The 24,926-nt window shown below is 38.1% G+C and carries 14 protein-coding genes; 1 reads left to right on the forward strand and 13 read right to left on the reverse strand.

What is annotated here, in order from left to right:
* Positions 1–143 precede the first annotated feature (143 nt).
* The 10 genes from ASF92_RS00365 to ASF92_RS00410 all read right to left on the reverse strand — a co-directional run bounded on the left by ASF92_RS00365 (position 144) and on the right by ASF92_RS00410 (position 20,281).
* On the reverse strand, positions 144–776 hold the full coding sequence (locus tag ASF92_RS00365) for a hypothetical protein (RefSeq protein WP_056086183.1): 633 nt from the start codon (positions 774–776) through the stop codon (positions 144–146).
* 242 nt (positions 777–1,018) lie between these two features.
* Complete coding sequence (locus ASF92_RS00370; protein WP_082489410.1) at positions 1,019–2,614, reverse strand: RagB/SusD family nutrient uptake outer membrane protein; 1,596 nt, start codon at positions 2,612–2,614, stop codon at positions 1,019–1,021.
* Positions 2,615–2,638: 24 nt separating this feature from the next.
* A complete protein-coding gene (locus ASF92_RS00375; protein ID WP_056086187.1) occupies positions 2,639–5,737 on the reverse strand; it encodes a TonB-dependent receptor in 3,099 nt (1,032 codons plus the stop codon).
* Positions 5,738–6,076: 339 nt separating this feature from the next.
* The gene (locus tag ASF92_RS00380; RefSeq protein WP_056086190.1) at positions 6,077–7,531 is read right to left on the reverse strand and encodes a RagB/SusD family nutrient uptake outer membrane protein; all 1,455 of its coding nucleotides are present in this window, start codon (positions 7,529–7,531) and stop codon (positions 6,077–6,079) included.
* A 25-nt stretch (positions 7,532–7,556) separates the two neighbouring features.
* The gene (locus tag ASF92_RS00385) at positions 7,557–10,688 is read right to left on the reverse strand and encodes a TonB-dependent receptor (RefSeq protein WP_082489411.1); all 3,132 of its coding nucleotides are present in this window, start codon (positions 10,686–10,688) and stop codon (positions 7,557–7,559) included.
* A 143-nt stretch (positions 10,689–10,831) separates the two neighbouring features.
* Positions 10,832–11,497 (reverse strand): hypothetical protein, encoded by a 666-nt coding sequence (locus ASF92_RS00390; RefSeq protein WP_056086195.1) that lies wholly within the window; start codon positions 11,495–11,497, stop codon positions 10,832–10,834.
* Positions 11,498–11,590: 93 nt separating this feature from the next.
* Positions 11,591–12,604 carry a DUF1735 domain-containing protein gene (locus tag ASF92_RS00395; RefSeq protein WP_056086199.1) on the reverse strand — a complete coding sequence of 338 codons (1,014 nt, stop codon included), beginning with the start codon at positions 12,602–12,604 and terminating at the stop codon, positions 11,591–11,593.
* A gap of 36 nt (positions 12,605–12,640) precedes the next feature.
* Positions 12,641–14,080, reverse strand: coding sequence for a SusD/RagB family nutrient-binding outer membrane lipoprotein (locus ASF92_RS00400; RefSeq protein WP_056086202.1), 1,440 nt, complete (start codon positions 14,078–14,080; stop codon positions 12,641–12,643).
* 31 nt (positions 14,081–14,111) lie between these two features.
* Entirely contained in the window at positions 14,112–17,363 is a 3,252-nt protein-coding gene (locus ASF92_RS00405) for a SusC/RagA family TonB-linked outer membrane protein (protein WP_082489412.1), read from the reverse strand.
* A gap of 425 nt (positions 17,364–17,788) precedes the next feature.
* Positions 17,789–20,281: a M14 family metallopeptidase gene (locus ASF92_RS00410; RefSeq protein WP_056086208.1), complete on the reverse strand. Its 2,493-nt coding sequence runs from the start codon at positions 20,279–20,281 to the stop codon at positions 17,789–17,791.
* Between the two features lie 82 nt (positions 20,282–20,363).
* On the opposite strand from ASF92_RS00410, the gene murF reads away from it, so the two are divergent.
* Positions 20,364–21,662: a UDP-N-acetylmuramoyl-tripeptide--D-alanyl-D-alanine ligase gene (gene murF, locus ASF92_RS00415; RefSeq protein ID WP_197413205.1), complete on the forward strand. Its 1,299-nt coding sequence runs from the start codon at positions 20,364–20,366 to the stop codon at positions 21,660–21,662.
* A 170-nt stretch (positions 21,663–21,832) separates the two neighbouring features.
* On the opposite strand, the gene ASF92_RS00420 is transcribed toward murF, so the two are convergent.
* The 3 genes from ASF92_RS00420 to ASF92_RS00430 are packed head-to-tail and all read right to left on the reverse strand — an operon-like array spanning position 21,833 to position 24,907.
* The gene (locus ASF92_RS00420) at positions 21,833–22,279 is read right to left on the reverse strand and encodes a gliding motility lipoprotein GldH (RefSeq protein ID WP_231729709.1); all 447 of its coding nucleotides are present in this window, start codon (positions 22,277–22,279) and stop codon (positions 21,833–21,835) included.
* 10 nt (positions 22,280–22,289) lie between these two features.
* Positions 22,290–23,756: a regulatory iron-sulfur-containing complex subunit RicT gene (locus ASF92_RS00425; RefSeq protein ID WP_082489413.1), complete on the reverse strand. Its 1,467-nt coding sequence runs from the start codon at positions 23,754–23,756 to the stop codon at positions 22,290–22,292.
* Positions 23,757–23,758: 2 nt separating this feature from the next.
* Positions 23,759–24,907 (reverse strand): DNA polymerase III subunit gamma/tau, encoded by a 1,149-nt coding sequence (locus tag ASF92_RS00430; protein WP_056086216.1) that lies wholly within the window; start codon positions 24,905–24,907, stop codon positions 23,759–23,761.
* Positions 24,908–24,926 lie beyond the last annotated feature (19 nt).

The following is a 24,926-nucleotide window of genomic DNA, read 5'->3' on the forward strand; positions in this document are numbered from 1 at the left end:
TTTTTCTAAGGGTAAATATTTATTTCAATATAAATTATCAGGCAACGGTCAACGTTCGCCTGATAATTCAAGTATTCTTCAATATGATGTTAATTCTTTAAAAAGCAGCACCAATATTAAAACATTGATTAACTCAAAATAACTTAGTTTAAAGCAGACGTCAGTTTAATGTAATCATCCTCTTTTGACAGTTTCGCATTGTACTGATTAATTTGCTCTTTCAGATCCGGCAAAGCATTTAAAAATGAATTTTTGTTTAGTTTAACTTCTTTTTCTACGCCATTATAAAGCACGTAATACTTCTTATTCTCATCGATAATTTTTTCTACGTTCGCTGAATTGTAACCTTTTACTTCCAAAATTACTTTCCTGGTTTTCTTTAACAGCTTTACCTTACCATTACTTAGCAATTCAAAGTAGCCGCTTTCATTATTGCCATCGTCTTTTAATAAAAATGTTCTGTTACCATTTTTGGTAATTATGGAAAAGGCTGCCACCTTTGGCGAAAACTCGTAAACTTTGTTTTCTTGTTTAAAAAGAAGTTTATCAGCAACCATATCATATCTCACTTCAGCAGGCTTAACAAGTTTATTGTCTGCCAATTTTACTTCGGCATTAGCCCATTCATCCAATAGATAGGGGGATCCGGTAATGTTTTCATACCTGGCATCGGTTAAGGGCTTACCATTCTGGTCCGGTATAAACACATATTGTGCATGAGCTTTCTGAATGAAAAGGCACAAAACGGAGGCTATAATTAATCTTATTGTTTTCATAGTCATCATTTTATATTAAAAGTAAAAAAAAAGAAGTTATTAATGTAAATTATTTATCCCTGACATACCATAGGATTAGATTATTATAATAACCTTTTAAAAAAAAACGGCAATTTCAATTTAGAAATTTGCCGTTTTTGTAGTATTTAATTCTTATTAGAACTTCCAGAAAGGCTCTGGTTATGACCTGTAATTTTAAATTATTATTAACCTCTTTTCGAAAAGAATCTATAGATAATTAATTAATAATTCGGATTTTGCTGTCCTGCCAATACCGGGTTGGTAGCAATTTCTGTTTGTGGCAACGGCCAGATAAATCTAAAATCTGAATAAGGTATTGCCGCAACAGAACGTACGCCTGCGAAAGGCACGGCTGGATTCCATGAAGCAAATGTAGTTCCAGTCCATGAAACCTTTGCAGGGATACCCCCTGTAGAAAAAGTAGCATCATTAGCCAGGCGATGAATATCACTCCATCTATGTCCTTCAGCTAAAAACTCGATACGTCGCTCGTTCAAAACAGCTTGAATTAAATCGTTACCAGTTGCAAAACTTGCGGCTGTAAATTGACTTGCGGCTGAAGTAACTGCTCTATTCCTCACCGCATTTAATAAAGCTAAACCTCTAGCACTAACTGCTGTCGTTCTAGCTTCTGCTTCTGCAACGTTTAATAAAACTTCAGCGTATCTGATAATAGGATTTGCATCTGTAAACGTAGAGAATTCAGGATATTTGGTAGAAAAATATCCACGACCATCATTAGTGGTCAATGTTGTTCTCCGTAAATCAGTTGGCAACCAGAAAGGCGAGTTGTAAATGATTGGCGAGATTGCAATCAGCGCTCTTCCTGCAGCTTTGGTGTACATTGTTGAAATCGAACCATTCGTACCAGAATTACGTGTTGTAGAATTCTCTATAGAAAAAATTGACTCGCTATTCGTAAAATTGGAGGCCGTAACAAATGGTGCTGATGGAGTTGCAGTTAATGAATATCCGCCAACAGGACTCACAAATGGCCCAGCAGCCGGAACAAGCTTGTTACCTTCAGATATTACATTTGCCCAGCTTCCCATGTGTAAATAAATTCGTGTTTTAATGGCAATAGCCGCTCCTTTAGTTGCTCTGGAAACTTTTAAGCCCGCGGCATAGGTATCTGGCAAATTGGTTTCTGCAAAATTTAAATCTTCCAGGAGCTTATCGTAACATTCCTTCACAGTATTTCTACCTTGATTTTTATTTACATCGACCCCTGCAGGAGAACTAGCAGCAACAGTTCTGTAAGGTACACCTAAATGTGTGGCACCCGCCGTATGGTTATATGGTCTTGCAAAATGAACTAACAATTCATGATGTGCCAGGGCCCTTAAAAATCTTGCCTCACCCTCATATTGAAGTGCTAGAGCAGGGGTAATAATACCGCTTGCAGCAGCTTTCTTAATGCCTTCGATAACCACATTTGCCCTGTTAATTAATGCATAACTCGTTTCCCACATACCCTGATTATTCGCTGAGGTTGTTGTGTATGTTCCCTCGTAAGTTATCAGGTAGAAAGACGGGACAGCGATAACATCTTCACCTCTAACGTCCTGTTGTTCAGTATTTGCCGCCCCGAATGGATAGCCCCTATCAACAGAACCTGCATACGACCCCATTTGGGCTGCGCTGTAAACACCAGTAACGGCCAGTGCAACCCTTGCCGGTGAACTAAAAGCAGATTCTTCAGAAAAACTGTTATTTGGTTGAAGTTCTGTAATCTTCTTACATGAAGACATAACTAAAGCAACACCCAAAACAGCAACTGCTGCCCTTTGATTAATATTTTTAAATATATTTTTCATTTTTTCTATTCTTAATAATTAACACTAAAAACCTAAGTTAAGACCAAATGTAAATGTTCTCAATTGAGGGTTGCCGTTAAAATCTACACCCGCTCCCGATGTGTTAACCTCTGGATCCAGACCAGAATAACCTGTAATTACAAAGACGTTCTGTGCTGAAGCATATAAACGTAGTTTGCTGATGCCTAATTTCCTGGTTACTTCTCCGGTAAAATTGTATCCTAAAGCCAAGTTATCTAAACGAAGAAAATCACCTTTTTCAACGAATCTTGTTGATGCAGAGTTTTCTAAGTTTACAAACGCACTACGGGAAGCATACAATCTCGGCATGTTTCCATCACCAGGATTTGCTGCACTTTGCCATCTACCTAAAACTTCCGTGCCGTTATTTACAAAGTTCATGTTCAATAAATCCTGACGTGAACGGTTCATAATATAATTTCCGCCTTGAAAACGTAAGAAAACATTTAAATCAAAATTATTATAGGTAATTGTATTGTTAAATCCTCCAAACCATGTTGGTAGTGAATTTCCTAAAACACGACGGTCTGCATTTGCATTAAGAGTTGATTGTGCGCCTAACACACCTGGATTGGCGGCATCATACAGATAATATGTCGAATTATTGATGTTACCTTGAATGATTTGTCCGTTGCCTTTTTTCCATAGAGGATTACCATTTGCCGGGTTAACACCTGCATAGTCATAACCGTAAATTGCTCTAATAGATTCTCCAACTCTGATGATGTTGTAATCGCCAGGGATATCCTGCCCATCAACCAAACCTTTAACTACGTTTCTTTGTGTTGAGAAATTTAATGATGCATTCCATTTCACTTTACTTTCTGAGAAAATGTCAGAAGATACTGCAAACTCAAAACCATCATTTCTGATGCTTCCGATATTTCTGCTGATGCTGTTTCCTGGTATACCGATTGAAGGCGGCGTTGGTGCAGAAAGAATGATATCGTCGTTATCTTTTCTCCAGTATGCAGTAACTATATTAATTCTGTTTTTAAATAAACCAAAATCTAATCCCAGATCGTAAGTTTTTTGTGATTCCCATTTCAAATCTGGATTACCTGTATTGTTAAATGCGATACCACTTTGATTTCCATAAGCCGCAGCACCATAAGTACCTAAGTATGGGAATGAGCCAATATCAGTATTACCAACTTCAGCAATCGAACCCCTCAACTTAACATCACTTAAAACATTACTGATTCCAGAGTTTTTAAAGAAACTCTCTTCTGATAATCTCCAGGCAAATGATGCACTTGGGAAATAACCTACACGGTTTGCAATTGGCAATGCAGAAAGTGCATCTCTACGAATTGAACCACCAATGTAATACCTACTTTTGTAGTTATAACTTAACCTTGCAAGATAAGATTCTATACCGTTAAAGGTTAAACCACCACCAACAGTTGGTGTTACGAACGTTCCTGAAGTAATGTTCTGATTAAAGAAGATGTCGGATATATTTGAGATATTGGCCTGATAGAATGAAGATCTTCTTTTTTGAAGCTCTTGTACTAAGGTAATATCTAAATTGTGTGCGCTATTGAAAGATTTGGTATAAGTTAGAATGTTTTGCCAGTTCCAAGTAAAAATTGGAGAGTATGCCTGAGAGATTGATCCGTTTGCACTTAAACCATCACCTGCTCTTGGATCTGTAAATACAAAATCATCAACATAAGAACCATCAACGCCTAATTGTGTTTTGATTTTTAGGCCTGGTAAAATTGTTGCTTCAAGATAAGTTGAACCTAACAATCTGTACGTTTGAGATTTTCTAACGTTATTTTCCAAAACGAACATAACGTTAGGGATGTTATCAGAAATCGGAATCAAGTTGCCGCCAGCGCCTAGTGCTCTTCTGTCTGGTGTAATATTATAACCAGTAGGATCGTTCGCATTATAAACCGGTACGTTTGGTAACATACGCATGGCAGCGAATGTATTACCGGAAAGGTTATTAGAACCTGCTAACGGACCTAAGTTATTTTGGTAAGTTAAACCTGAAGTAACACCAAAGGTTAAAAATTTATTAATTTTTTGATCAACGTTTGCTCTTAATGTATATCTGGTTAAAGAGTTTGAAACAATAGCACCTTTTTGATCAGAATATCCCAAAGAGAAATAATACTTAGTTTTATCTGTTCCTCCCGAAGCGGCAACTGCATGGTTTTGTTGCACTGATTGGCGGAATACATAATCTTGCCAATCCGTATTTATAAAACCACCCATTCCATCTGAGGTTGGTCTTGCCTGGGTTGCCTGACCAGCATTAGCAAATCTTTCATTTGCGATTTCGATAAACTGGTCTGCATTTAAAAGATCGAACTTAGAGGAAACATTAGCTATAGCTGCAAAGCCATCGTAAGTAAAAGTTGTGCCGTTTTTACCCCTTTTTGTTGTGATTAAGATAACACCATTCGCTGCTCTCGAACCGTAAACAGCAGTAGCAGCACCATCTTTTAAGATATCAATCGATTCGATATCATTCGGGTTAACATCGGCTAATGCATTTGCACTTGTAAAACCACCTACGTTGCCACTTAAAGATGGCACCCCATCAATAACTACAAGCGGAGATGTACCAGAACTGATTGAATTTACACCCCTGATTCTGATTTGTGGCGCCTGACCAAGTAGACCTGATGGTGTGATAACCTGCACCCCTGTCGCTTTACCAGCCAATGCCCTATCAAAAGATGGGATGGAGACATTAGTAACCTGGTCTCCCGTAACCTTCGAAACAGAGGAGGTATTGTCTTTTTTACTCACCGTGCCGTAACCCACAACAACAACATCTGTTAATGTGTTTTCGTCTGACGATAGAGACACGTTGATTTGATTTGAAGTTCCAATTTGGCGACTAGAAAGTGTATAGCCTATTGAGGTAAATTCTAAAGTAGCTCCTGCAGCTGCCCTTATCGAGTATTTTCCGCTGGCATCAGTCGTTGTTCCGCCTGATGTGCCTTTAATTCTAACACTTACGCCAGGTAACGGCTGACCGTCTTCCTTACCCGTAACTGTTCCTGTGATTGTTCTTTCTTGCCCGAATGCGGTTCCCGCAATAAATAGCAAGATGAACAAACTTTGTAAAAGTTTTTTCATAAAAATTTAGTTAGGTTTAATAGTTTGACACTAATGTATACAAAAGTATAAAGTAATGCAAATTTTACGATAATAAATCCTACAGATTAAGTAGGTGAATGTAACGGACGGAATATTAAGCAGATACCTGACTGACGCCACTTTTTAGTTTTCAACATGTTTGGCTGTAAAAAAATGGGCTTATAATTAAGAAAGATTTATTATTTTATAATGACATTGATAAGATCAAGAAATAACGCTATGCCGAATAATAATTATAAAGTAGCACGCTGCGTGAAATAAAAAACCCCCGATATTTTTTAATTTACCGGGGGTTTAAAAACTACTGATTTTAACTATTTACTGATTCTGGTCAGCAACAGTTAAAGCTTTGTTAGAATCAAATTCTGCTTGAGGTATTTTTAATGTTAAACGATTAGAGTTTGCCGGAAAACTAAGTTGAGCACTAACGACGTGACCATTACTTCTTGAAAAAGGTAAGTTACACCTCTTGATATCTAAGAAACCAATACCGATTTCGCCAAACAACTCTTTTCTTCTTTCTAATAGTATTTCATTAATTAAAGCGGTTCCGGTATTACCCGATGCAACAGCTGATGCGTCTCTATTTTTTTGAACGGCAAATAAAACGCTTCCTGCTGTTGGATCATTTAATCTTGCTTTTGCTTCAGCCTCAATTAAATACATCTCAGGGCTACGCATCATCACTAAGAAATCAGTAAAGTTTGTTGTTGTACCAAATTTTGTTGTTTTATATTTCTTAATTCCCACATAAGTAGCACCGGCAGGTGTAACAAACTTCGATGTTCTCACGTCAGTTGCTGAAAATTGAGCTACAAAATTCGGGTCTACGAAAAAGTTAAAATAACCAGTCCCAGATGTTCCCCAGAACGCTGATGGCGTGCCATAATAAGTTGTTTGATCCGCCGCTTGAGGAAAACCCCACATCACTTCTTTTTTTGCTGAAAAATCAGAGGTCATTGTTGTCGAAAGTTCTGAAACAGTTAATGGGTAAGATGCTCTTGCAACTTGTGCAGCAGCAATAGCTTTTGTAAGATAGGAGTTATCAACCATACCCATTTCTAAATAAACCCGGGCTAACAAGCCATTAACGACATCTTTATTAATAACATCTTTAATTCCCCTCGACGTACCAGAATTTGCAGCCGCATACTCAAGGTCGCTCAGTATTAATTTATAAACCTCGCCTATTTTTGATCTTGGATTCCCTGTTGTAGCAGCCGTAGTAGGCGTAGTATATATTGGTAAACCGGGCCCATTTGGGTTCTCGCTGTAAGAATGAGCAAACTCTCTCACCAATTCAAAATAGCACCAAGCTCTGAAAGCCCTCGCTTCTGATAAGAATTGAGCTTTAGCTGTTGCGGATAAATTTCCTTTTTCTACGCCATCAATTACTACGTTTGAAGCATTGATAAAATCGTAGAAGAAATTCCAGGTAAAAGAAACTCTTCTGAATGTAGGTTCACGGTTATCTTGCAAATAATCGAAATTATACCAGTTTCCGTCAGGCAAACCCACATCCAATCCCTTTGCTTCCCGAGCAAGATTGACTGATGCGATGCCCCATACATCTGTAGATGAGCCATATTGAGTTCTTAAAACCCTGTACATTCCCGATAAGTTTGCTCTAACGCCCGCCTCGGTAGCGAACACGTCAACCGCGGAAACTGCTGTGGCTGGTTTAGGCTCTTCCAAAAAGGATTTTTTACATCCTGAAAATAGAACACTTGATGCAAATGCAACGAAAAGTGTGCCTTTTACTATATTTTTCATAATAATATTTTATTTCTAATTAATACTAAAATCCAACATTTAAACCAAAGGTAAATGTCTTAAATGTAGCTGAACTTTGTGAAGTTACTCCGTCAATGGAAGTTTCAGGGTCCGCACCTTTTTTCAATTTAGATAATGTCCAGAAATTATCTCCCTGCACGTAGAATCTCATTGATTTAACAACATTCTTTGTTTTCGAAATTACGGATTGAGGTAATGTATAACCAAAAGTGACGTTTCTCAATCGTAAATAATCACCATCAAACAAGTGACGTGTTGACGCGTTACCGTAGTCGCTATTTCCAAATTTCAATGCGGGAACGTCAGTAACCTGACCTGGGGTTGTCCATCTGTCAAGGATGTCGGTACTTAAAGCGCCACCTAAACTCGAAAATCCGTGCATCAATGAAATATAGTCACTATCTAAAATTTTGCCTCCAAGGGAGAAATTAAATAATGCAGATAAATCAAATCCTTTGTACTCAAATGTATTGGTTAAACCACCAGTTAATTTTGGCAAAGCAGAGCCTTGAAGTGATCGTCTTGCTGTAGCAATCGCGTTAACAATAATCGTACCTCCTGGATTGTTCGGATCATCTGCATACCATTGTGGTTTTCCATTGTCAGGATTCACACCAGCCCATTCGTAGGTATAAAAATCATATAATGGAACACCCACTTCCAGGCGTTTAGTCCCGGAGATGATAAAATTCTGTGGTAAAGCTGTGATTCTGTTTTTTAAAGTTGCAAAATTTAAATTGGTTGACCATTTAAATGCGCCAGTTAAGTTTTTCGAATCGATAGTGAATTCAAAACCTTGATTTTTAATTTTACCAACATTATCATCAATAGCAGTAAAGCCACTTGAGTTAGGTAGAGGTCTTGAAAATAATAAATCAAATGTGTTTTTGTTGTAATACTCAATTGACGCAGAAATTCTGTTTTTTAAAACTGCGAAATCTAAACCTACGTTAAATGTGCCTTGTTTTTCCCATGTCACATCAGGATTTCCAAGCGTCGTTAAGTAAACACCAGGATTCGACAAATCAGGATATAATGTTGAGTATGAACTGATATAAGGGAAAGAACTTGTTAATCCCTCATTGCCTATCTCTCCATAAGATGCGCGAAGTTTTAAGTAATCAAACACTTTTTGATTAGCCATAAAGCTTTCGTTTGAAATAACATACGACCCACCAACCGAATAGAAAGTACCCCAACGTTTATCAGAAGCAAAACGTGTAGAACCATCTCTTCTGATCGAACCTTCTAAATAGTATTTGCTATCATAGTTGTAGGTTGCACGAGCAAAATAACTCTCGATTCTTCTGCGGACAGTTCCGGATGCAGCGGTTTCTTTAGTTGATCCTGGAGATACTTCATAAAGCCCAGGAGCCGGAAAGCCAGTCGTACCGGCAGATAATGTTTCGCTCTTATAATCGTAGGCTTCTGTACTCGCAATCGCGCCTAATCTATGTTTACCGAAACTTTTATCAAAACTTAACATGTTGTTCCAAGTCCAGTCGGTCAGTAAGTTTCGTCCTCTTGTAACACGCCCGCCAACAGGAGCAGCATCACCTAATAAAGGATTTACATATACCAGGGTTGATCCAACATTCCGATTAATACCAACATTTGATTTAAACCTTAAATAATCTGTAAAGGCAACTTCAGTATATGCATTTAATGAAGATTGAATGCCTTCAGAAGTATTTCTATCTAATTGCTGAAGCGCAATTGCGTTTGTGTTAGCAGCTGCAGGACGGCCGCTATTTATGGCCTGGCCGGCAACCGAGCCGCCAAAATCATAAATTGGAGCACCAGTCGCATCCAATACTAAACCTCCGTTAGTATCCCTTCTATATAATGGATAAATAGATGACACAATACGGGCAAATTGAACTGCATTACTGAAAGCACTTCCTGATTGCGACGGATTATTATTCTTCGTAGCGGCAAGAGACGAGTTTAAACCGACTTTTAACCACGACCTTAGGTTTGCATCACCATTAAAACGAGTTGTTAAACGATTGTAGTTTGAATTTTTTACCGCTCCATCCTGATCTAAATAATCGGTCGATAAGAAATATCTGAATTTATCAGATCCACCTTGAATATTCAAACCGACATTCTTACGTCTAATCGCGGAATTACTTCCTTCTTTTGCCCAGTCTGTATCCCATAATAATGAAGCACCCGGAACTAAGTTACCGTTGGCGTCAATCGGATTCGCAACATTGTATGGGTTGTATTTTAATCCATAAGTGTTTGCTGAGCCTGTGATCAAGTTTGTCGAGGCATATTGACCAGGGTTGGCAATACCTAGACCTGTGGCATAATTTTTTTGCGCTTCCCAAGCAAGTTTCATATAGTCTTCTGATGAAACATATTTATACTCATCGACAGCTCTAGACGATACACCATAATTGGCGTAAGCGTTAATAGCCGCTTCACCATTTTTACCACGTTTCGTAGTGATTAAGATTACACCATTTGCAGCTCTGGAGCCATATAACGAAGTTGCAGCGGCATCTTTTAAAACCGTCATGCTTTCAACATCGTTTGGGCCGATACTGTTTATGCTTCCTGAGTAAGCAAGTCCATCCAATACAATTAATGGTTCAGCACTGGCATTTACAGAGGCCACACCACGAATACGAATGGTAGGATTTGTTCCAGGCTGACCGGAACCATTGATTACCAATACGCCCGTAGCCAAACCTTGTAAACCCTGAGTTACTGATGTTACTTGCTGTTTTTGTAATTGCGATGCACTAACGGTAGTTAATGAACCTACAACATCTTGTTTGCGCTGAGTACCGTAAGCTACCTGAACAATGTTTACATCTTGCAATGTATTTTCTTCCGGTGTTAATGAAACATTTAAAATACCAGAAGCGGGTATGTTTAAAGTTGCCGAAACGTAAGCTAAATAAGAAAATTGTAAAGAATTAGTTGAATTTGTTACCTTAATTGAATACTTACCGTTACCATCAGTTTGAGCACCGCCTGCTCCGCCAACGGCTTTAATGGTCACTCCCGGGATAGGTAAACCGTCTTCTTTAGAGGTAACTGTACCAGTAACTGTTCGTTCCTGAGCTATTGCAGAAAAAGCAATAAACATCATGACGAACAAACTTTGTAAAAGTTTTTTCATGAAATTTAAGTTAATTAATAATTAGTTTTAAAAACCTTAAATATAGATCTGAAAAAAATAATTAACATTAATTAACTAAAAGAAAATTTATTTATGACAAAGCGGAGACAAACAATTTAGAGGTTTGCCGTCATCATATCCGTCTAAAGGGTGTCGTAATAGCTAAGAAACTTTATAACGCCTTCATTGGTTTTCAAATCTATCTTATTCTCTTTTATGAACTTAGTTAGTTCATCTCCCTTTCCCAAGACTGTAATAAAAGACTTTTCATTATTTTTTACTTTAACCGGAGCACTATCATTTATAACTAAATAATAATTTGTCATGTCGGTCACTTTCTTGGTGACAGTTGCAGAATTATAGCCCTTGCTTTCGATAATTGTTTTCGAAAGCTTCTTCAGATATTTAACTTTCCCGTCGTAAATTACATTATAAAATGTTTTAATGCTCATGCCGTCAACAGGTTTGAAGCCGTTTCTGTAAACTTCCTTCGTATTCGACAAAATGAATTCGGTAGGCATATCTTTAAATGTATATTCCTGGTCATTTTCACCTTTAGTAACTAAAACATCCTCCAATAAGTCATATTTCACGTTTTCTTTAAGTGGATTTATTCCCATTGAAAACTTAACTGTAGCGGCTTCCCACTCAGGAAATAAATATGGAGAACCCTGGAGATCGCCCCTTGACTCTTTTGTTGCTATGAGATTTTTATAAGTATTTACAGTTGTAATTTGTGCATAAGAAGTTATACTGAAAAACAACAATACACAGAAAAAAATTTGATTAAAATATTTAGAGGCTTTCATAGTTTAATTTTAAGATAGAACATAAATATAAAGGAAATATTATTCAAAAAAAAGAGGCCTCCAATTTTGGAAGCCTCTTAGTAATAAATCGTATTATCTAGAACCTAAATATTTCCAGGTTTCATCCCATGTTGTTCTAACATTAGGAGCAGCAGTTACGACACTTGGCTGCAGCATATTGTACTTAACTGTGATCGTTCCATTGTTATAAGTATTAACGCCTGTTGGGTCTAAACGACCTGCACGTGTATTACTTGCAGGCTGTCCATAATAATTTGTTACCGCAATAATTTTATCAGTGGCAGGATCAAATTCAAATACTGCAGAGAATGAACCGTATTGAGAAAATGAGCCAGCGCTTGATATTACTGCGTAAAAACCGCCATAAACGTAGTTGTCGTAAACCGCACATTTTGTAGCAGAAATAGTTCTTAGCTCATATTGCATTGGCGCATCGGTACCCAAAGCATTGTTAACATGTGACAAAGTCGCATTAGTTACATCCACCATTGTCCCAGTAACCGCATAAATTCCATCATATTTGTTTTTAATGCTAATCAATACGATTATGGATTTTTGAGTCGTAGCAGTTAAAGATGCATTGCCTGTACTTGTTACATTATAAGCGACAGCATATTTTTTTGATAAGTCATATTTGCTACCATCTAACAAAATTTTTAGTTCTTTAGCGAACTCACCAGGTGCGAAATTGAATGTATAGCCAGATGCCGTTTTAACTATGCTTGAATTAGATACTAAAGTATAAATAGATTCTGGAAGGAGAACATAGTCCTCACTATTGTCAGTATTATACTTAGTGATTACATCCGGTGCAGATGTTAGCTGAACTGTAGTTGCAGTTGCTTGTTCATCGCTGTTACTGGCGTCTTTTCTAATTGTAAACAAATTAACATTCCTTACATCAGTAAAAGGAGAAAAGTAAAGCGCATTTACAGGCCCCTCTGCAACTTTTATGAAAGTTTTACCAGCAGTTAAAGTTGCCTGAGGATCATCACCAGATACAAAATCATCTTTTCTACATGAAGTAAATAGAACCGACGTTAATACAATCCCTAAGGAAAGGTATTTTAAAAATCTTTGTTTCATAATTTTATTTTTTAAAATTAATTTTTTCCTTAAATACTATAAATCCCACCAAACCCTGGCGTCTTGTGTATTACCACCCGTTAACCTTGCAATAGCAGCAGTTACACTTGCTAAATTGGAGGTAAGTTCAGATGATGGATAAGAATATCTGCGTGGAATTAATTTACTTGAGTTTGTTGCTGCTGCTGCAGGAACTAATGCAGGGAAACCAGTTCTACGATAAACGTTCCATGATCTTAAACCATTTGGATAACTTGCAACATATTCCTGAGTGGCAATATTTTTCAGGTTAGCAGCTGATCCTGCGGCTCCGATTGCAACATTAGATCCGGCTAAATATGAAGCAGACGGCGCACCAACACCCCATTGTTCGTGTGATAGCGCAATGCCACTAGTGTAAACAGTAGCTAAAGGTTCTGTGGTCCAACTCATGTTGGCAGCTTCAGCACGAGCCAAAGCAACTTCAGCCGCAGATAAAATAACAAAAGGACTTGTTTCTAAACGCAAATCGCCCCTTAAAACACGAGCCCAAGATGGATTTGCATCTGTAAAGCCTGTAGCTGCTGCTCTTGTAACGCCGTATGGAACGCCCAAGCTTGAAGAAGCCGTGTTACCTGGCACTTCAGAAGCGCCACCATAGGCTGCCTGTCTTGCATCACCACCTAATGTAGTCGTCATAAGATCAGTCATTGTTTTGCTTTCTGCTAAATCTTTACGACCGTTATATTCGTTCCAAACCGGGTTTTTATAGTTTACATTGTAAACAATTTTAGCATTTTGCGCATTTGTAGCGATGTATCCGTTAGCATCAGCCAACGCCGCTTTAAATTGTGTTGCAGCATAATCAGTTGCACCAGGGTATCTTTTCGATAACTGAAGTGCCATCATCATTCTTAATGAATTTGCAAATCTTTTCCATGAAGCCACATCGCCATTAAACATAATATCTCCAGAGATGCCCGAATTATCGAAAGCAGCTACGGCTGAAGTCAATGTCGAAATCATTCCCTTATAAATCGATTCCTGGGTATCATATGCCGGGGCATTGAACTCGATGCCCTTTAAAGCCTGGCTATAAGGAATATCTCCGAAACGATCTGTTATTGTCCAGAAAATATACTGCTGAACAATCTTAGATACCTGGTTCATATTGTTGCTGGTATTCTGAAGCTGTATGTTCTGTAAATCATACAATGCACCGCTATAGTAACCTGTAAAGGGTCTGTTAGTTGTTACGGTGTAAAGTGAAGCATCAGGATATTGTGTTTCAGAAAAATACTGACCGTAAAATCCAGCATTAGTGTCATAAGCATAACTTGCCAAGCCCACCAACGAGTTTGTAAGTAAGGCTGATGTGTTTGCCTGAGTTGTTGTATTTGGGTCAACATTGGTTGCACCGAAATTTTCAAGCTTTTTACATCCGGCTGCTGTTACTAATAACAAGCCCGTGAATGCATATATAAATATCTTTTTCATATCTTTTCTTTAAAAATTAATCGCCCTCTAATTAAAAGCCTATTCTCAAGTTAAATCCTAATCCCCTTGTACCTGGCAATTGAGAAGTTTCTCCGCTTGTTGCAGATACTTCAGAAGGATCGAAATCTTTTGTTTTCGCATAAATTAATACAGGATTTCTTGCAACGATAGAGAATGTTGCATTCTGAACAAACTTAGCAATACCTAATTTTTTAACCGGAATGCGATAGCCTATGGAAACTTCACGTAATTTGATGAAAGTTAAATCATAAATGTAATCATCGAAAGTTTTAGCATTATATAATCCCTGATAATAGTCTTGAGCTTCTAAGTAATATGTTTTTGGCTGACCAGTTGTTGCGTCAACACCATCCACACGTACACCACCGCCATCTGCTACTTTATCGCGAACTGGATTTCCTTTATCGTTAACTCCTGCAGTACGAGCGGTTACACCACTATATGAACCCCACATGTTTGATAGTGAAACGAATTTACCACCGAATTGGTAATCTATATTTGCCGCTACATCAAACATGTTGAAAATTGTAAAAGCATTTTGAATACCACCTGTGTGTTTCGGTAAAACGCTACCAAAATAAACGTTTGGATCATTAACGAAGTGTCCATTGGCATCTAACAATGGAACACCTTCAGCATTGCGTTTTTTACCGTTACCCCAAATCTGACCCCACTCATAACCTGCATCGTGAACCATAAATGGCATTGTTGAACCCCAAACACCTTCTACGGATGCTCTTGTTACGCCGTATTTCTCACTCACCTCAACCACCTTGTTGCTGATTAAGTTTGCATAAGTTGCAGAAATATTCCAGCTGAAGTTCGGACGGTTAACCGGAATACCTGACACCTGGAATTCTAATCCATGACTGGTAATCTTACCAACGTTAGTTAAGATTGAACTGAAACCACTGGCTCCGTTAACAGTAACCGATCTTGGGTAGTTTGTTTCTGTTTTGTCCCAATAAGTACTGGATACACTTAATCTTCTATTAAAGAATTTTAAATCTAAACCAAACTCAGAACTTTTTGCAACAGCTCCTCTGATATCTGGATCAACTAATGCATCTGGCGTGTTTTGCAATAAATTCCCATTGAATTTTAATGAGTTAACACCATAAGCTGAACCTGGGAAACGATATGCTCCGAATGAATCATTGGTTGTTCCTAAAGCCTGAGGAATCTCACCATATGAACCTCTGATTTTTGCTTCAGATAACCATCCAAAATCTTCTTTAGGTAACAATTCAGAGAATATGAATGAACCACCAACTGATTTCGATAATACACCACTGTGATCTGATGGTAAAGTTGAAAACCAGTCATTTCTAACCGAAGCATCGATATAGGCTAATCTTTTGTAACCAAAAGTTGCGCGGGCTAATAATGCTCTGTATTTTTCTACTTGCCTGTAATTTCCAATACTTGGTGCATCTACAGAGTTACTAACAGTGAACAAGTTAGGGATGGATAAACCATTTACTGTTCCAGCATTGTTGTAATTAGATTCACCTTTAAAAATATCTGTACCAGCGGTTACATCTAGAGAGAAATCTTTAATTTGTTTGGTATAGTGACCTAAAACTTCATAGTTTTCTCTGTTTGAATACGTATTTTGACTATAGTAAGATGCCTTTAGGCCAGTTTGATTGGCACTTGTTTCTAATTCAGTTCTAACTCTGTTTTCAGTGAAAGTTGTATTCTGTTGTTTACGATAAGTTGCCGTGAAACTCAAATCGCTGTTCACTTTGTAAATGAATGATAAATTTCCGTATAAGCGATCTCTTTGGTTTAACTGTTTGGTTAAATCACCGAAAACATAAGGATTGTACCAATAGTTACCACCATAGAAAGCTTTAGGGTTAGCCGGGTCATAACCCGTAGGGTCAGAGTGATTCCAGCTTGCATAAATTGTTTCACCCGGTAATCCTTGTACTGTTAAACCTCTCAATTCTTTCATGATATTCATGTCCAAATCGCGGTGGAACCACTGAGAGAATGAACCAGTTGCTAAATTACTGTAAGCATCATCAATTGCTCCGTTTAATACTGTTTTAACATAATTTATGTTTGCAGCAACTGTGAAGTGCTTGTTAAGATCGTAAGAAGAGTTAAAGTTGAATGTATTTTTAACTAAACTCGTACTTGGAAGTAGTCCGGTCGTATTTTGATTTCCGTAAGTCATTTTCAAGTTATATTTCTCACCTGAACCACTATACGAGATAGAGTTGTTAAAAGTTACTCCAGTATTGTAAAAATCTTTAGCATTATCCGGATTTGGAGTTAAGCTTGCGGTTTTATTTGAATACTGTGTACCTGGATACCATGCATACCAAGGAATGTATTCCTGACCAACCATTTTAGGACCCCAACTTGAGTCATCACTATAGTTTGGATAGTATTTACCGTCCAAAGCCTTCCATTCAGCTGGATCAGTCGCTTTCCAGGTATATTTGATTAAATCCTGAGAGTTACCACCAGCGTAAGTGTTCTGGTAGTTAGGAAGAATGTAAGCATTCTCAAATAAACCACCTAAGTTCAAGGTAATACCTGAACCAGTAGTCGATTTTCCTTTCTTAGTTGTGATCAAAATTGCTCCTGAAGCAGCCTGAGAACCTAAAATCGCAGCTGCCGCCGGACCTTGTAAAACGGAGATATCTTCGATATCGTCAAGATTCACATCATCAGCATTTGGAAGAATAGTTCCATCTACAACATAAAGTGCGCCGCTACCAGTTCCAAATCCACTTGCACCTCTTAACCTAACGGCTGTATTTCTACCTAATGCCGCCGCAGACTGACTTCTAACCTGAACACCGGCTACTTTACCCGCTAAAGCGTTATTTAAGTTTGTTGCACGTACTGTGTTAAGTTTGTCGCCAGAAATGGTCTGAGTGTTTGTTACCTGAGAACGCTCAGTTGTTTTTATACCATAAGCACCTGTTACCACAACTTCAGTTAATTGGTTAGCATCGGTTTCCAATGATGCGTTAACTACACTTGAAGAACCAATAACGATTTCTCTAGGCTTGTAGCCGATATAAGAAAAAATTAATGTTGAGCCGTTGTTTGCTCTGATGGAGAACTTGCCATCTGCCCCGGTTACAGAACCGCCTGAGGCACCTTTGATTTTTACACTTACTCCAGGAATTGGTAAATTATCTTCCTGAGCTGTAACTGTACCTGTGATTGTCCGCTCTTGAGCCATCGCCGTTGAAGCGACTAGCAAAAGAATGAACAAACTTTGTAAAAGTTTTTTCATAATAAAAAATAGGTTAGTTAATGATTTAAATGCTAAAGTATAGTTAGTTAGCTACAACACCAAATTTTTTTTAACAATTTTTAACATTTTAACATTTGAAATCACATAATAACCCAGTTTCACATAAAAAATCCCCAAAAAAGAGAAAAACTAAATAAATAGTTTGAAAAACTGTCTGTTTCAGCAGGCCAGAGAACAAAAATTTGCGCTTTTTTGATTTAAAAAAACCAGTTTTCGTTTCAAATTCGACAAATTTGAAACGAAGCTCTTAGTTCAAATAGCTATAAGCTATAAATTATCTAAATTTCTTCAGTTATCTGAAGCAGATTAATGACAGAAACCAAAATCTTATTGTTTGTTATGTACGTAAACTCAAGACAAGCTAACCAAAATAAGGAAGCGATTTTGTACGTTGTGGGTTTATATCAATAACTACAAAACAAAATGTTTCCAAATAGCGTCTTTCCGCCTTCCCAAAAATTCCTGAATAACGGATCGTTTGCTAAATATATGATACTTCCCCTTCCTGAATCCTGAACGCCAATCAGCAAACCAGTTTTTAGATCTTCACGTACTTTTTTCCCGACAATACCAGCCATTAAACTTTTATCGCTTAGCTGACCAACATTCCAGCCTTTAGTAAGTGGCGCATATATTTTACGATCCGTTTTTAGTGTGTAATAGCTCTTACCAATGCCATAAGCAAATGGATGGGAGGCATCGAGGTTTACCTTATATATTGCCCCAGGAATGGCGTTTTCATAGTCATCCTTATCTTTGTCTTTAAAAAGGAGCTTACTTGTTTCTGGCTTATCATCCTTTTTTACAATCGCTTCTTTCTTTTTAATATCGAAACCTTTTTTCTCTAAAACACTTTCTATGGCATCTTCCATCAAAATTAACTTTCCGCCTTTACTAATCCAGTTTTTTAAACCTTCATCTATAACATTTCCATAATTGCCATCAGGAAGGATTAAGGTGTTTATTTTGCTGATTTCCAGATTATTGATGTCTTTAACATTAATGATATTTGGCATTAGACCTAGATTACGCTCGAGATAATACCAAACTTCACCAAATGCAAGAGAAGACACCTCGTTCCCCGATACAACAGCAATTTTGGGCTGCTTCAATATCGGATAAACCGAAGAGCCGAAGTCCTTCCCTTTATCCACAAAGCCAGTTGAAATTGCCTGTAGCGGCTTGTTTAAATGATTAGAAATCTCGACAACTTTATTTTTTATGTCTTTTATTTGTTTCTCATTTTCGGCGCGCAGAACAATCAGTGTTCCGGCAGGGTAGTCCTGTCCGTTAACGGAAAACGGCTGGTCCGCTTGCCTAACTTTAATATTTTCTTTCTGCAAGGCAACCAGTAGCTGTAAATCTTCACTATTTCCCCATCCAAACAGCCAGGCAAGGGGTTTATCTAAATTAGAAGAGAATGGTTTAGCCTCATCAATTACATCGTATTTCCCCTTTATACTTTCCTTTAATGCATAAGCTTTTAGTCCGTAAACATAGGGAAGTGCCCATGCTGTAATGTCGTAGGTATTAGAGTCGGTCACAACAGTTTGCGGTTCCAGCAAAACATTTGCCAATACGGCTTTTGGTTGCAAGACGTTTACAATTAAATCATTCCTGCTGAGGGTGAATCCTACTTCTTTCTGAGTATCATAGTCATAACCACGAAGTGCCTTATCGCCTCCATAAGCAAATTCGATTTTGTTTTTAGTCAACAGTTCAGCTAGTTTTTTTAACCGGGATAAGTTATCAGGTTTAATTACATAGCTTTTGTAAGATCCTGGCGGGGTATTTAGTGCCTCTTGAAAATATTTTTTATATTCACTAAGCAATTTATTATGGTTCGACGAAGTCACTTCAAGAGTTGACATACTGGTTGTGAAATGATGCGCAATGCGGTCTTTCAATGTTAAGGTATCGCCATCGTTGGTTACAACCGACAAGCCGGCCCGTATTCCGCCCTGTTCGTAAGTCATACCTACAGCACCATTATATAAAGGATAAGTATCCCCGTAAGATGGATATAAAAGGTCAAAACGTTCTTTAGTAAAATATTGCCAGCCCTGTTCATCGAAATATTTTGCATTGTTTTTACCAACCACAACCTGAAAGCTCTTTTGCCATGGCGTAATGTCCTGGTGTACCGGCTCTGCCGCAGGCGCGAAATAATAGGGCTCATTATAACTCTGTTCATGAAAATCGACATGGACTTGAGGCATCCATTGATTATAAAGTGCTAATCTTTGTTTGCTCTCAATTTGAGTTTGCCAGGCCCAGTCTCTGTTTAAATCAAAATAATAATGGTTGGGCCTTCCTCCCGGCCATGGCTCAATATGTTCTCTGGAACTTGGGTCTGAATTTGGTTTTTCGCCGACAACACTGTTAAAATAGTTTACATAACGATCTCTTCCATCCGGATTTAAGCAGGGATCTATTACGACAATAGTATTCTTTAGCCATTCGTTAGCCTTTAAATTGGTTCCGGAAGCTAAATTATACAGCGTTTTCATCGCAGTTTCAGTTGAGTTAGCCTCGTTACCATGTACATTATAACTCAACCACAGAATGGCGGGTTGAGAAGTTAAGTCGACACTGCCGGCTCCGCTGGCTAAAGTCAGGTTATCTTTGCGGATTTGTTCCAGCCTGTTTATATTTTCCGCTGAAGAAATGACTGCAACCAGCAAAGGCCGTCCTTCATTCGTCTTACCATAGTCGATCAACTTTACATTTTTTGACGCCGCAGCAGCCGTTTGTCTGAAATAATCTGCAACTTTATGATGCGGTGTGAAATGTGAACCCAATTCATAGCTCAAAAACTCATCAGGCGATTTTACCTGGGCTTTTATATTTAAAACTAAGGATAAAGCGAAAAAGCCAATGGTAAATAGTTTCTTCATAAGAATATTTTTACCTAATGTACAAATTTTGTTTTTTGTTGTAGCTAAAGCTTAATTTTACCGTACATTTTTTACAATAAATATGTTGACAATCGAAAAACTGTACAATCTTTATTTAGCTAATCCATCAATATCAACCGATACAAGAAGCATCAAGAGAGGCAGTATCTTTTTTGCACTCAGGGGTGATAATTTTAATGCAAATGAGTTTGCTCAACAAGCTGTTGAAAAAGGTGCATCGTATGCAATTGTGGATGAAGCGAAATATTCAAATGATAAATGTTTATTGGTAGAAGACACGTTAACTACTTTGCAGGATTTAGCATGCCATCATCGTGAACAATTAAAAATTCCCGTGATAGGATTAACAGGCAGTAATGGTAAAACAACCAGTAAAGAACTGATTAATGCCGTTTTAGCAGAGCGTTATAAGACTTTCGCTACTTTCGGCAACCTGAATAATCATATCGGTGTTCCGCTTTCCATTTTAGCTATCCATAGTGGTGTGGAAATTGCCGTTATTGAAATGGGTGCCAATCATCAAAAAGAAATTGAATTACTTTGCAGTATTGCTCAACCTACCCATGGCATCATAACCAATGTAGGTATGGCGCATTTAGACGGGTTTGGTGGATTTGAAGGCGTTAAGAAAGGTAAAGCTGAATTGTATGCTTACCTGAAAAGTACCCGGGGCTATACTTTCATTAACCGCGACAATTCTTATTTAATGGAAATGAGCGGGAATGCCGGTTTATCAAAACTAATCTTCTATGGCACTGAAAACGGCAATGCGATTAAAGGCCAATTAAAAAACAGCGACCCGTTTATTGAAGTGGAATGGACGAATCATGAGTTTTCTTCGATGGTGAAAACCAATTTAACCGGCAGTTATAATTTTGAGAATATTCTTGCGGCAATTTGCATTGGCGACTTTTTTGATCTCACACCCGAAGAAATTAACCATGGTTTAACAAATTACCACCCTAAAAACAACCGTTCTCAGTTAACCAAAACGGAAAACAATACAGTAATCTGCGATTTTTACAACGCAAACCCGAGCAGCATGTCGGCTGCGCTTAATAATATCTCTGTATTAACAGCAAATAACAAGGTTGCCATTTTAGGTGATATGTTTGAGTTAGGGCCCGAATCAGAAACTCAGCATAAATTAATTGCTGAGCAGGCCATGAAAAGCGGATTAGATAAAATCATTTTCATTGGCAAATATTTTTACACTTTAAATGACGATTACGAAGCTGTTTTTTGTGAAACTCCTGAACAAGCTGCAACTTATCTTACAGAAAATAAAATAACAAATTCGCTTGTGTTGCTTAAGGGATCGAGGGGAATGAAACTGGAAAGCTTATTAAACCATTTGTAATTCAAAAAAAGCAATTATCATAAACATTCATTATGCATTTTAGTAGGTTTGTTCGGATGTTGTTCGGGGTTTGTTGCTAAAACATACCTTTAAAGGCCGTTTTCCCGAACAAGACTCGAAGCAATCTGCAACAAGTGTCATACCTGATAAGGTAAATTGGAGTTGGAATCCTAATTCGGCTCAATTAAAAGACCAACATCAACAACTTCTAAAAGTGGGTTGTCGCGCATGTTCTGTTCGATTTCAATTTCGAATTTACCAGGATGCAAAAAACGGTGGTTTGTTAAAAGTGGAAAGGTATAATTAAAGATATTCCCGGAACCGCTACCTAACCATTCACCATCATTTTTTGCCAGTTTGAACTGATAGCGCTTGGTTACTTTATCCTTCTGGTCTTTAAAATGCACCAGAATGAAAATATTTGCATAACGGTAATCGGCAGTATGTCTTAGCTTAAAATAAACGTTGTAGGACTTATTGCTGTCCTTAATTTCAAAAGGTACTTTGAGGTGATTCCGGTAAGTCCACTTTCTATCCGGAATCTCCACGTTGCTATCAACTACATCTGAGCTGCATCCTGATAAAAATGCAGAAAAAAGCATAAAAAAGAGTAGCAAAATTTGCTTTTTACTCGGCAGCCGGTTTATTGTCAGAACCATTGTTATTATTTCTGCGATTATTATTCTTTCTACGATTATTCCGGTTTTTGTTTCTGTTTTGATCAGGTTTCTTTTCGCCGGCAACAGCTTGTTGTCCCTCAGCCTTAACTACTGGTTTTGGCGTTTGAGCTTGCTGTGGCTTTGGCCCGTTTTGTAGTTTTTGATGCGCCTGTTGCGGCCCTTTCTGACCGGCCTGTTGTGGCCTTTGCTGATTAGGATTTTGAGGCTTCGCATTAACGGCCTTATCATTGCCGGGAACTCTGTCTCTTTTGTTCTGGTTACTATTCCGGTTATTTTTCTGATTTTTATTCTGGTTATTGTTCCTGTTTTTAGAACGTTCATCCAGGCGTGTTAGGCTATCCTGACCAACAACATTTTCGTAATCGAAAGATTTCTCGACAACAACAGGTGCTGCAATTTGGATGGCTTCTTCTTTTAAATTAGGCGCTTTTTTTCCGGCTTTGTTCATTGCCATAATTTCTTTGACACGAGCCGCAGCTACTGGAATCCAATTTTCATCGCCCTGGTAACTAAACCACATAACTTTTTTAAAAATATCGGTCTTTTGATGACGGGCATAGCCTGCTTCTGTATCCAGGTTTTCAATTCTATCCGGAATGTCTCTTAAAGCATCCAGATAAGTATCCAATTCATAATTTAAACAACATTTTAATTTACCACATTGTCCGGCAAGTTTTAATGTGTTCAAGGAAAGATTTTGATAACGGGCAGCAGCCGTAGAAACGGTTTTAAAATTCGTAAGCCAGGTAGAGCAGCATAGCTCACGCCCACAGGAACCGATGCCGCCTAAGCGTCCGGCTTCCTGCCGCATTCCGATTTGACGCATTTCGATGCGAATGCGAAAACTTTCTGCCATTTTTTTAATTAACTCGCGGAAATCTACACGACCATCAGCAGTATAAAAAAAAGTAGCCTTAGTTTTATCCGCCTGGTAATCTACATCGCTAATTTTCATCGACAAACGCAAATCCAGCGCAAGTTTACGTGCCTTATGCATGGTTTCCCATTCCATTTCCTTTGCGGCGTTCCACTTTTCAACATCGGCTTCAGTCGCTTTTCGATAGATTTTCTTTGTAACCTGATCTAAAGTCGTTTTACGCCTTTTCATTTGCACTCTTACCAATTCTCCGGTAAGTGAAACATGGCCAACATCGAAGCCACCCGTTGGCCCTTCAACCGCAACAAGCTCACCAATTTCAAGATAAATGTTATCGTTATTTAGAAAAAACTCTTTCCTTGAGCCTTTAAATTTTATTTCTGTAACCTGAAAAGGTTTATAGCTGGATGGCATATCCAGGTTAGATAGCCAGTCATGCACTTCCATTGTCTGGCAACCACCGGTGCCGCATGAGCCATTACTTTTGCATCCATTAGGGGTGCAACCACCACCTGTTGAACAACTTCCACATCCCATAATTAATTGTATATATATTGAGTCCCCTGAGGGAGCGTTTTAAACCTGATAATTTTTACCAACTGTAAAGATACATCTAAAAACAGAATTTTAGGGTTTGCATTCCTTTCAATATGGTAGTGTGCTTCTTCAAGTATCGAAATTATTGCCTCTGTCATAGGCAATGTAAGCACATGTTCACTTAACTTTTTGGCGGTCTCCATTGTAAGGGGAGGCAATTTGACCAATGTTTCTGCCCCGCTGATTATCAAGCAACATTCCCGCAAATAATTTACACCGTATTTTAAAAAATTCTTTTGATTTTCGCGTCCCCATTTTGCGGCCTCATCGGTAAAGTCGATTAATTCGGGCACCTTATTTCCAAACCCCATGCGCAGCCAGCTTGTAAATGTCCCTGAGCTATCGCTCTGAACATCCGCAGCCAAAGCTTTCGCTTCTATTATATTTCCATCTGCCAGAAATGAGTAATCAATGGCCTGATTCCTGTTTAAGCCTGTATTTTCGAGTAAATAATCTGATATTTCTTCTCCTGTTAGCTTTGGAATTTTTAAAATCTGCGTACGGGATAAAATTGTAGTTAGAATCTGTTCTTGATTTTGGGCCACTAAAATAAATAGCGTGTTTGCAGGTGGCTCTTCAATTAATTTAAGTAAAGCGTTTCCAGATTTATCCAGGTATTCAGGCAACCACATTATCAGCACCTTAGTCTGGGCTTCAAAGGCTTTGTAACTCAATTTCTTAATAATATCATGGCACTCACCAATCGGAATGTTTGCCTGTTTATTTGCTGCCTCAAGTTTCGAACGCCAGATATCCATGTCAAAATAGGTATCCTGCAGCAACATATTACGCCAGTCATCAAGAACGTCTACTGCCGTTTTTATAGTTGATGAAGCAAAAAAAGGATAAGAAAAATGTAAATCAGGATGAATTAACCGTTCATACTTCCTGCAATTTGAACAAGTACCGCAGCTATCATCAACTCTTCTATCCAGGCAGTTTATATACTGCGCATAAGCAATAGCCAGAGGCAATGCACCCGAGCCAACTGGTGATAAAAAAAGCTGAGCATGACTAATGCGGTTCTCTTTTACGGTCTGCACCAGTTGTTGCTTAATCTTGTTCTGTCCGATGATTTCTTTAAACTGCATTTGGTGCAAAATAAGAAAT

The organism is Pedobacter sp. Leaf176, assembly GCF_001424305.1.
Classification (GTDB): Bacteria; Bacteroidota; Bacteroidia; order Sphingobacteriales; family Sphingobacteriaceae; genus Pedobacter.

Coding starts and splice junctions, on each gene's coding strand:
- ASF92_RS00375 (WP_056086187.1), bottom strand. CDS start 5,737: ATGAAAAAACTTTTACAAAGTTTGTTCATCTTGCTATTTATTGCGGGA.
- murF (WP_197413205.1), top strand. CDS start 20,364: ATGTTGACAATCGAAAAACTGTACAATCTTTATTTAGCTAATCCATCA.
- ASF92_RS00405 (WP_082489412.1), bottom strand. CDS start 17,363: ATGAAAAAACTTTTACAAAGTTTGTTCATTCTTTTGCTAGTCGCTTCA.
- ASF92_RS00400 (WP_056086202.1), bottom strand. CDS start 14,080: ATGAAAAAGATATTTATATATGCATTCACGGGCTTGTTATTAGTAACA.
- ASF92_RS00410 (WP_056086208.1), bottom strand. CDS start 20,281: ATGAAGAAACTATTTACCATTGGCTTTTTCGCTTTATCCTTAGTTTTA.
- ASF92_RS00365 (WP_056086183.1), bottom strand. CDS start 776: ATGAAAACAATAAGATTAATTATAGCCTCCGTTTTGTGCCTTTTCATT.
- ASF92_RS00385 (WP_082489411.1), bottom strand. CDS start 10,688: ATGAAAAAACTTTTACAAAGTTTGTTCGTCATGATGTTTATTGCTTTT.
- ASF92_RS00395 (WP_056086199.1), bottom strand. CDS start 12,604: ATGAAACAAAGATTTTTAAAATACCTTTCCTTAGGGATTGTATTAACG.
- ASF92_RS00425 (WP_082489413.1), bottom strand. CDS start 23,756: ATGGGATGTGGAAGTTGTTCAACAGGTGGTGGTTGCACCCCTAATGGA.
- ASF92_RS00430 (WP_056086216.1), bottom strand. CDS start 24,907: ATGCAGTTTAAAGAAATCATCGGACAGAACAAGATTAAGCAACAACTG.
- ASF92_RS00380 (WP_056086190.1), bottom strand. CDS start 7,531: ATGAAAAATATAGTAAAAGGCACACTTTTCGTTGCATTTGCATCAAGT.
- ASF92_RS00390 (WP_056086195.1), bottom strand. CDS start 11,497: ATGAAAGCCTCTAAATATTTTAATCAAATTTTTTTCTGTGTATTGTTG.
- ASF92_RS00370 (WP_082489410.1), bottom strand. CDS start 2,614: ATGAAAAATATATTTAAAAATATTAATCAAAGGGCAGCAGTTGCTGTT.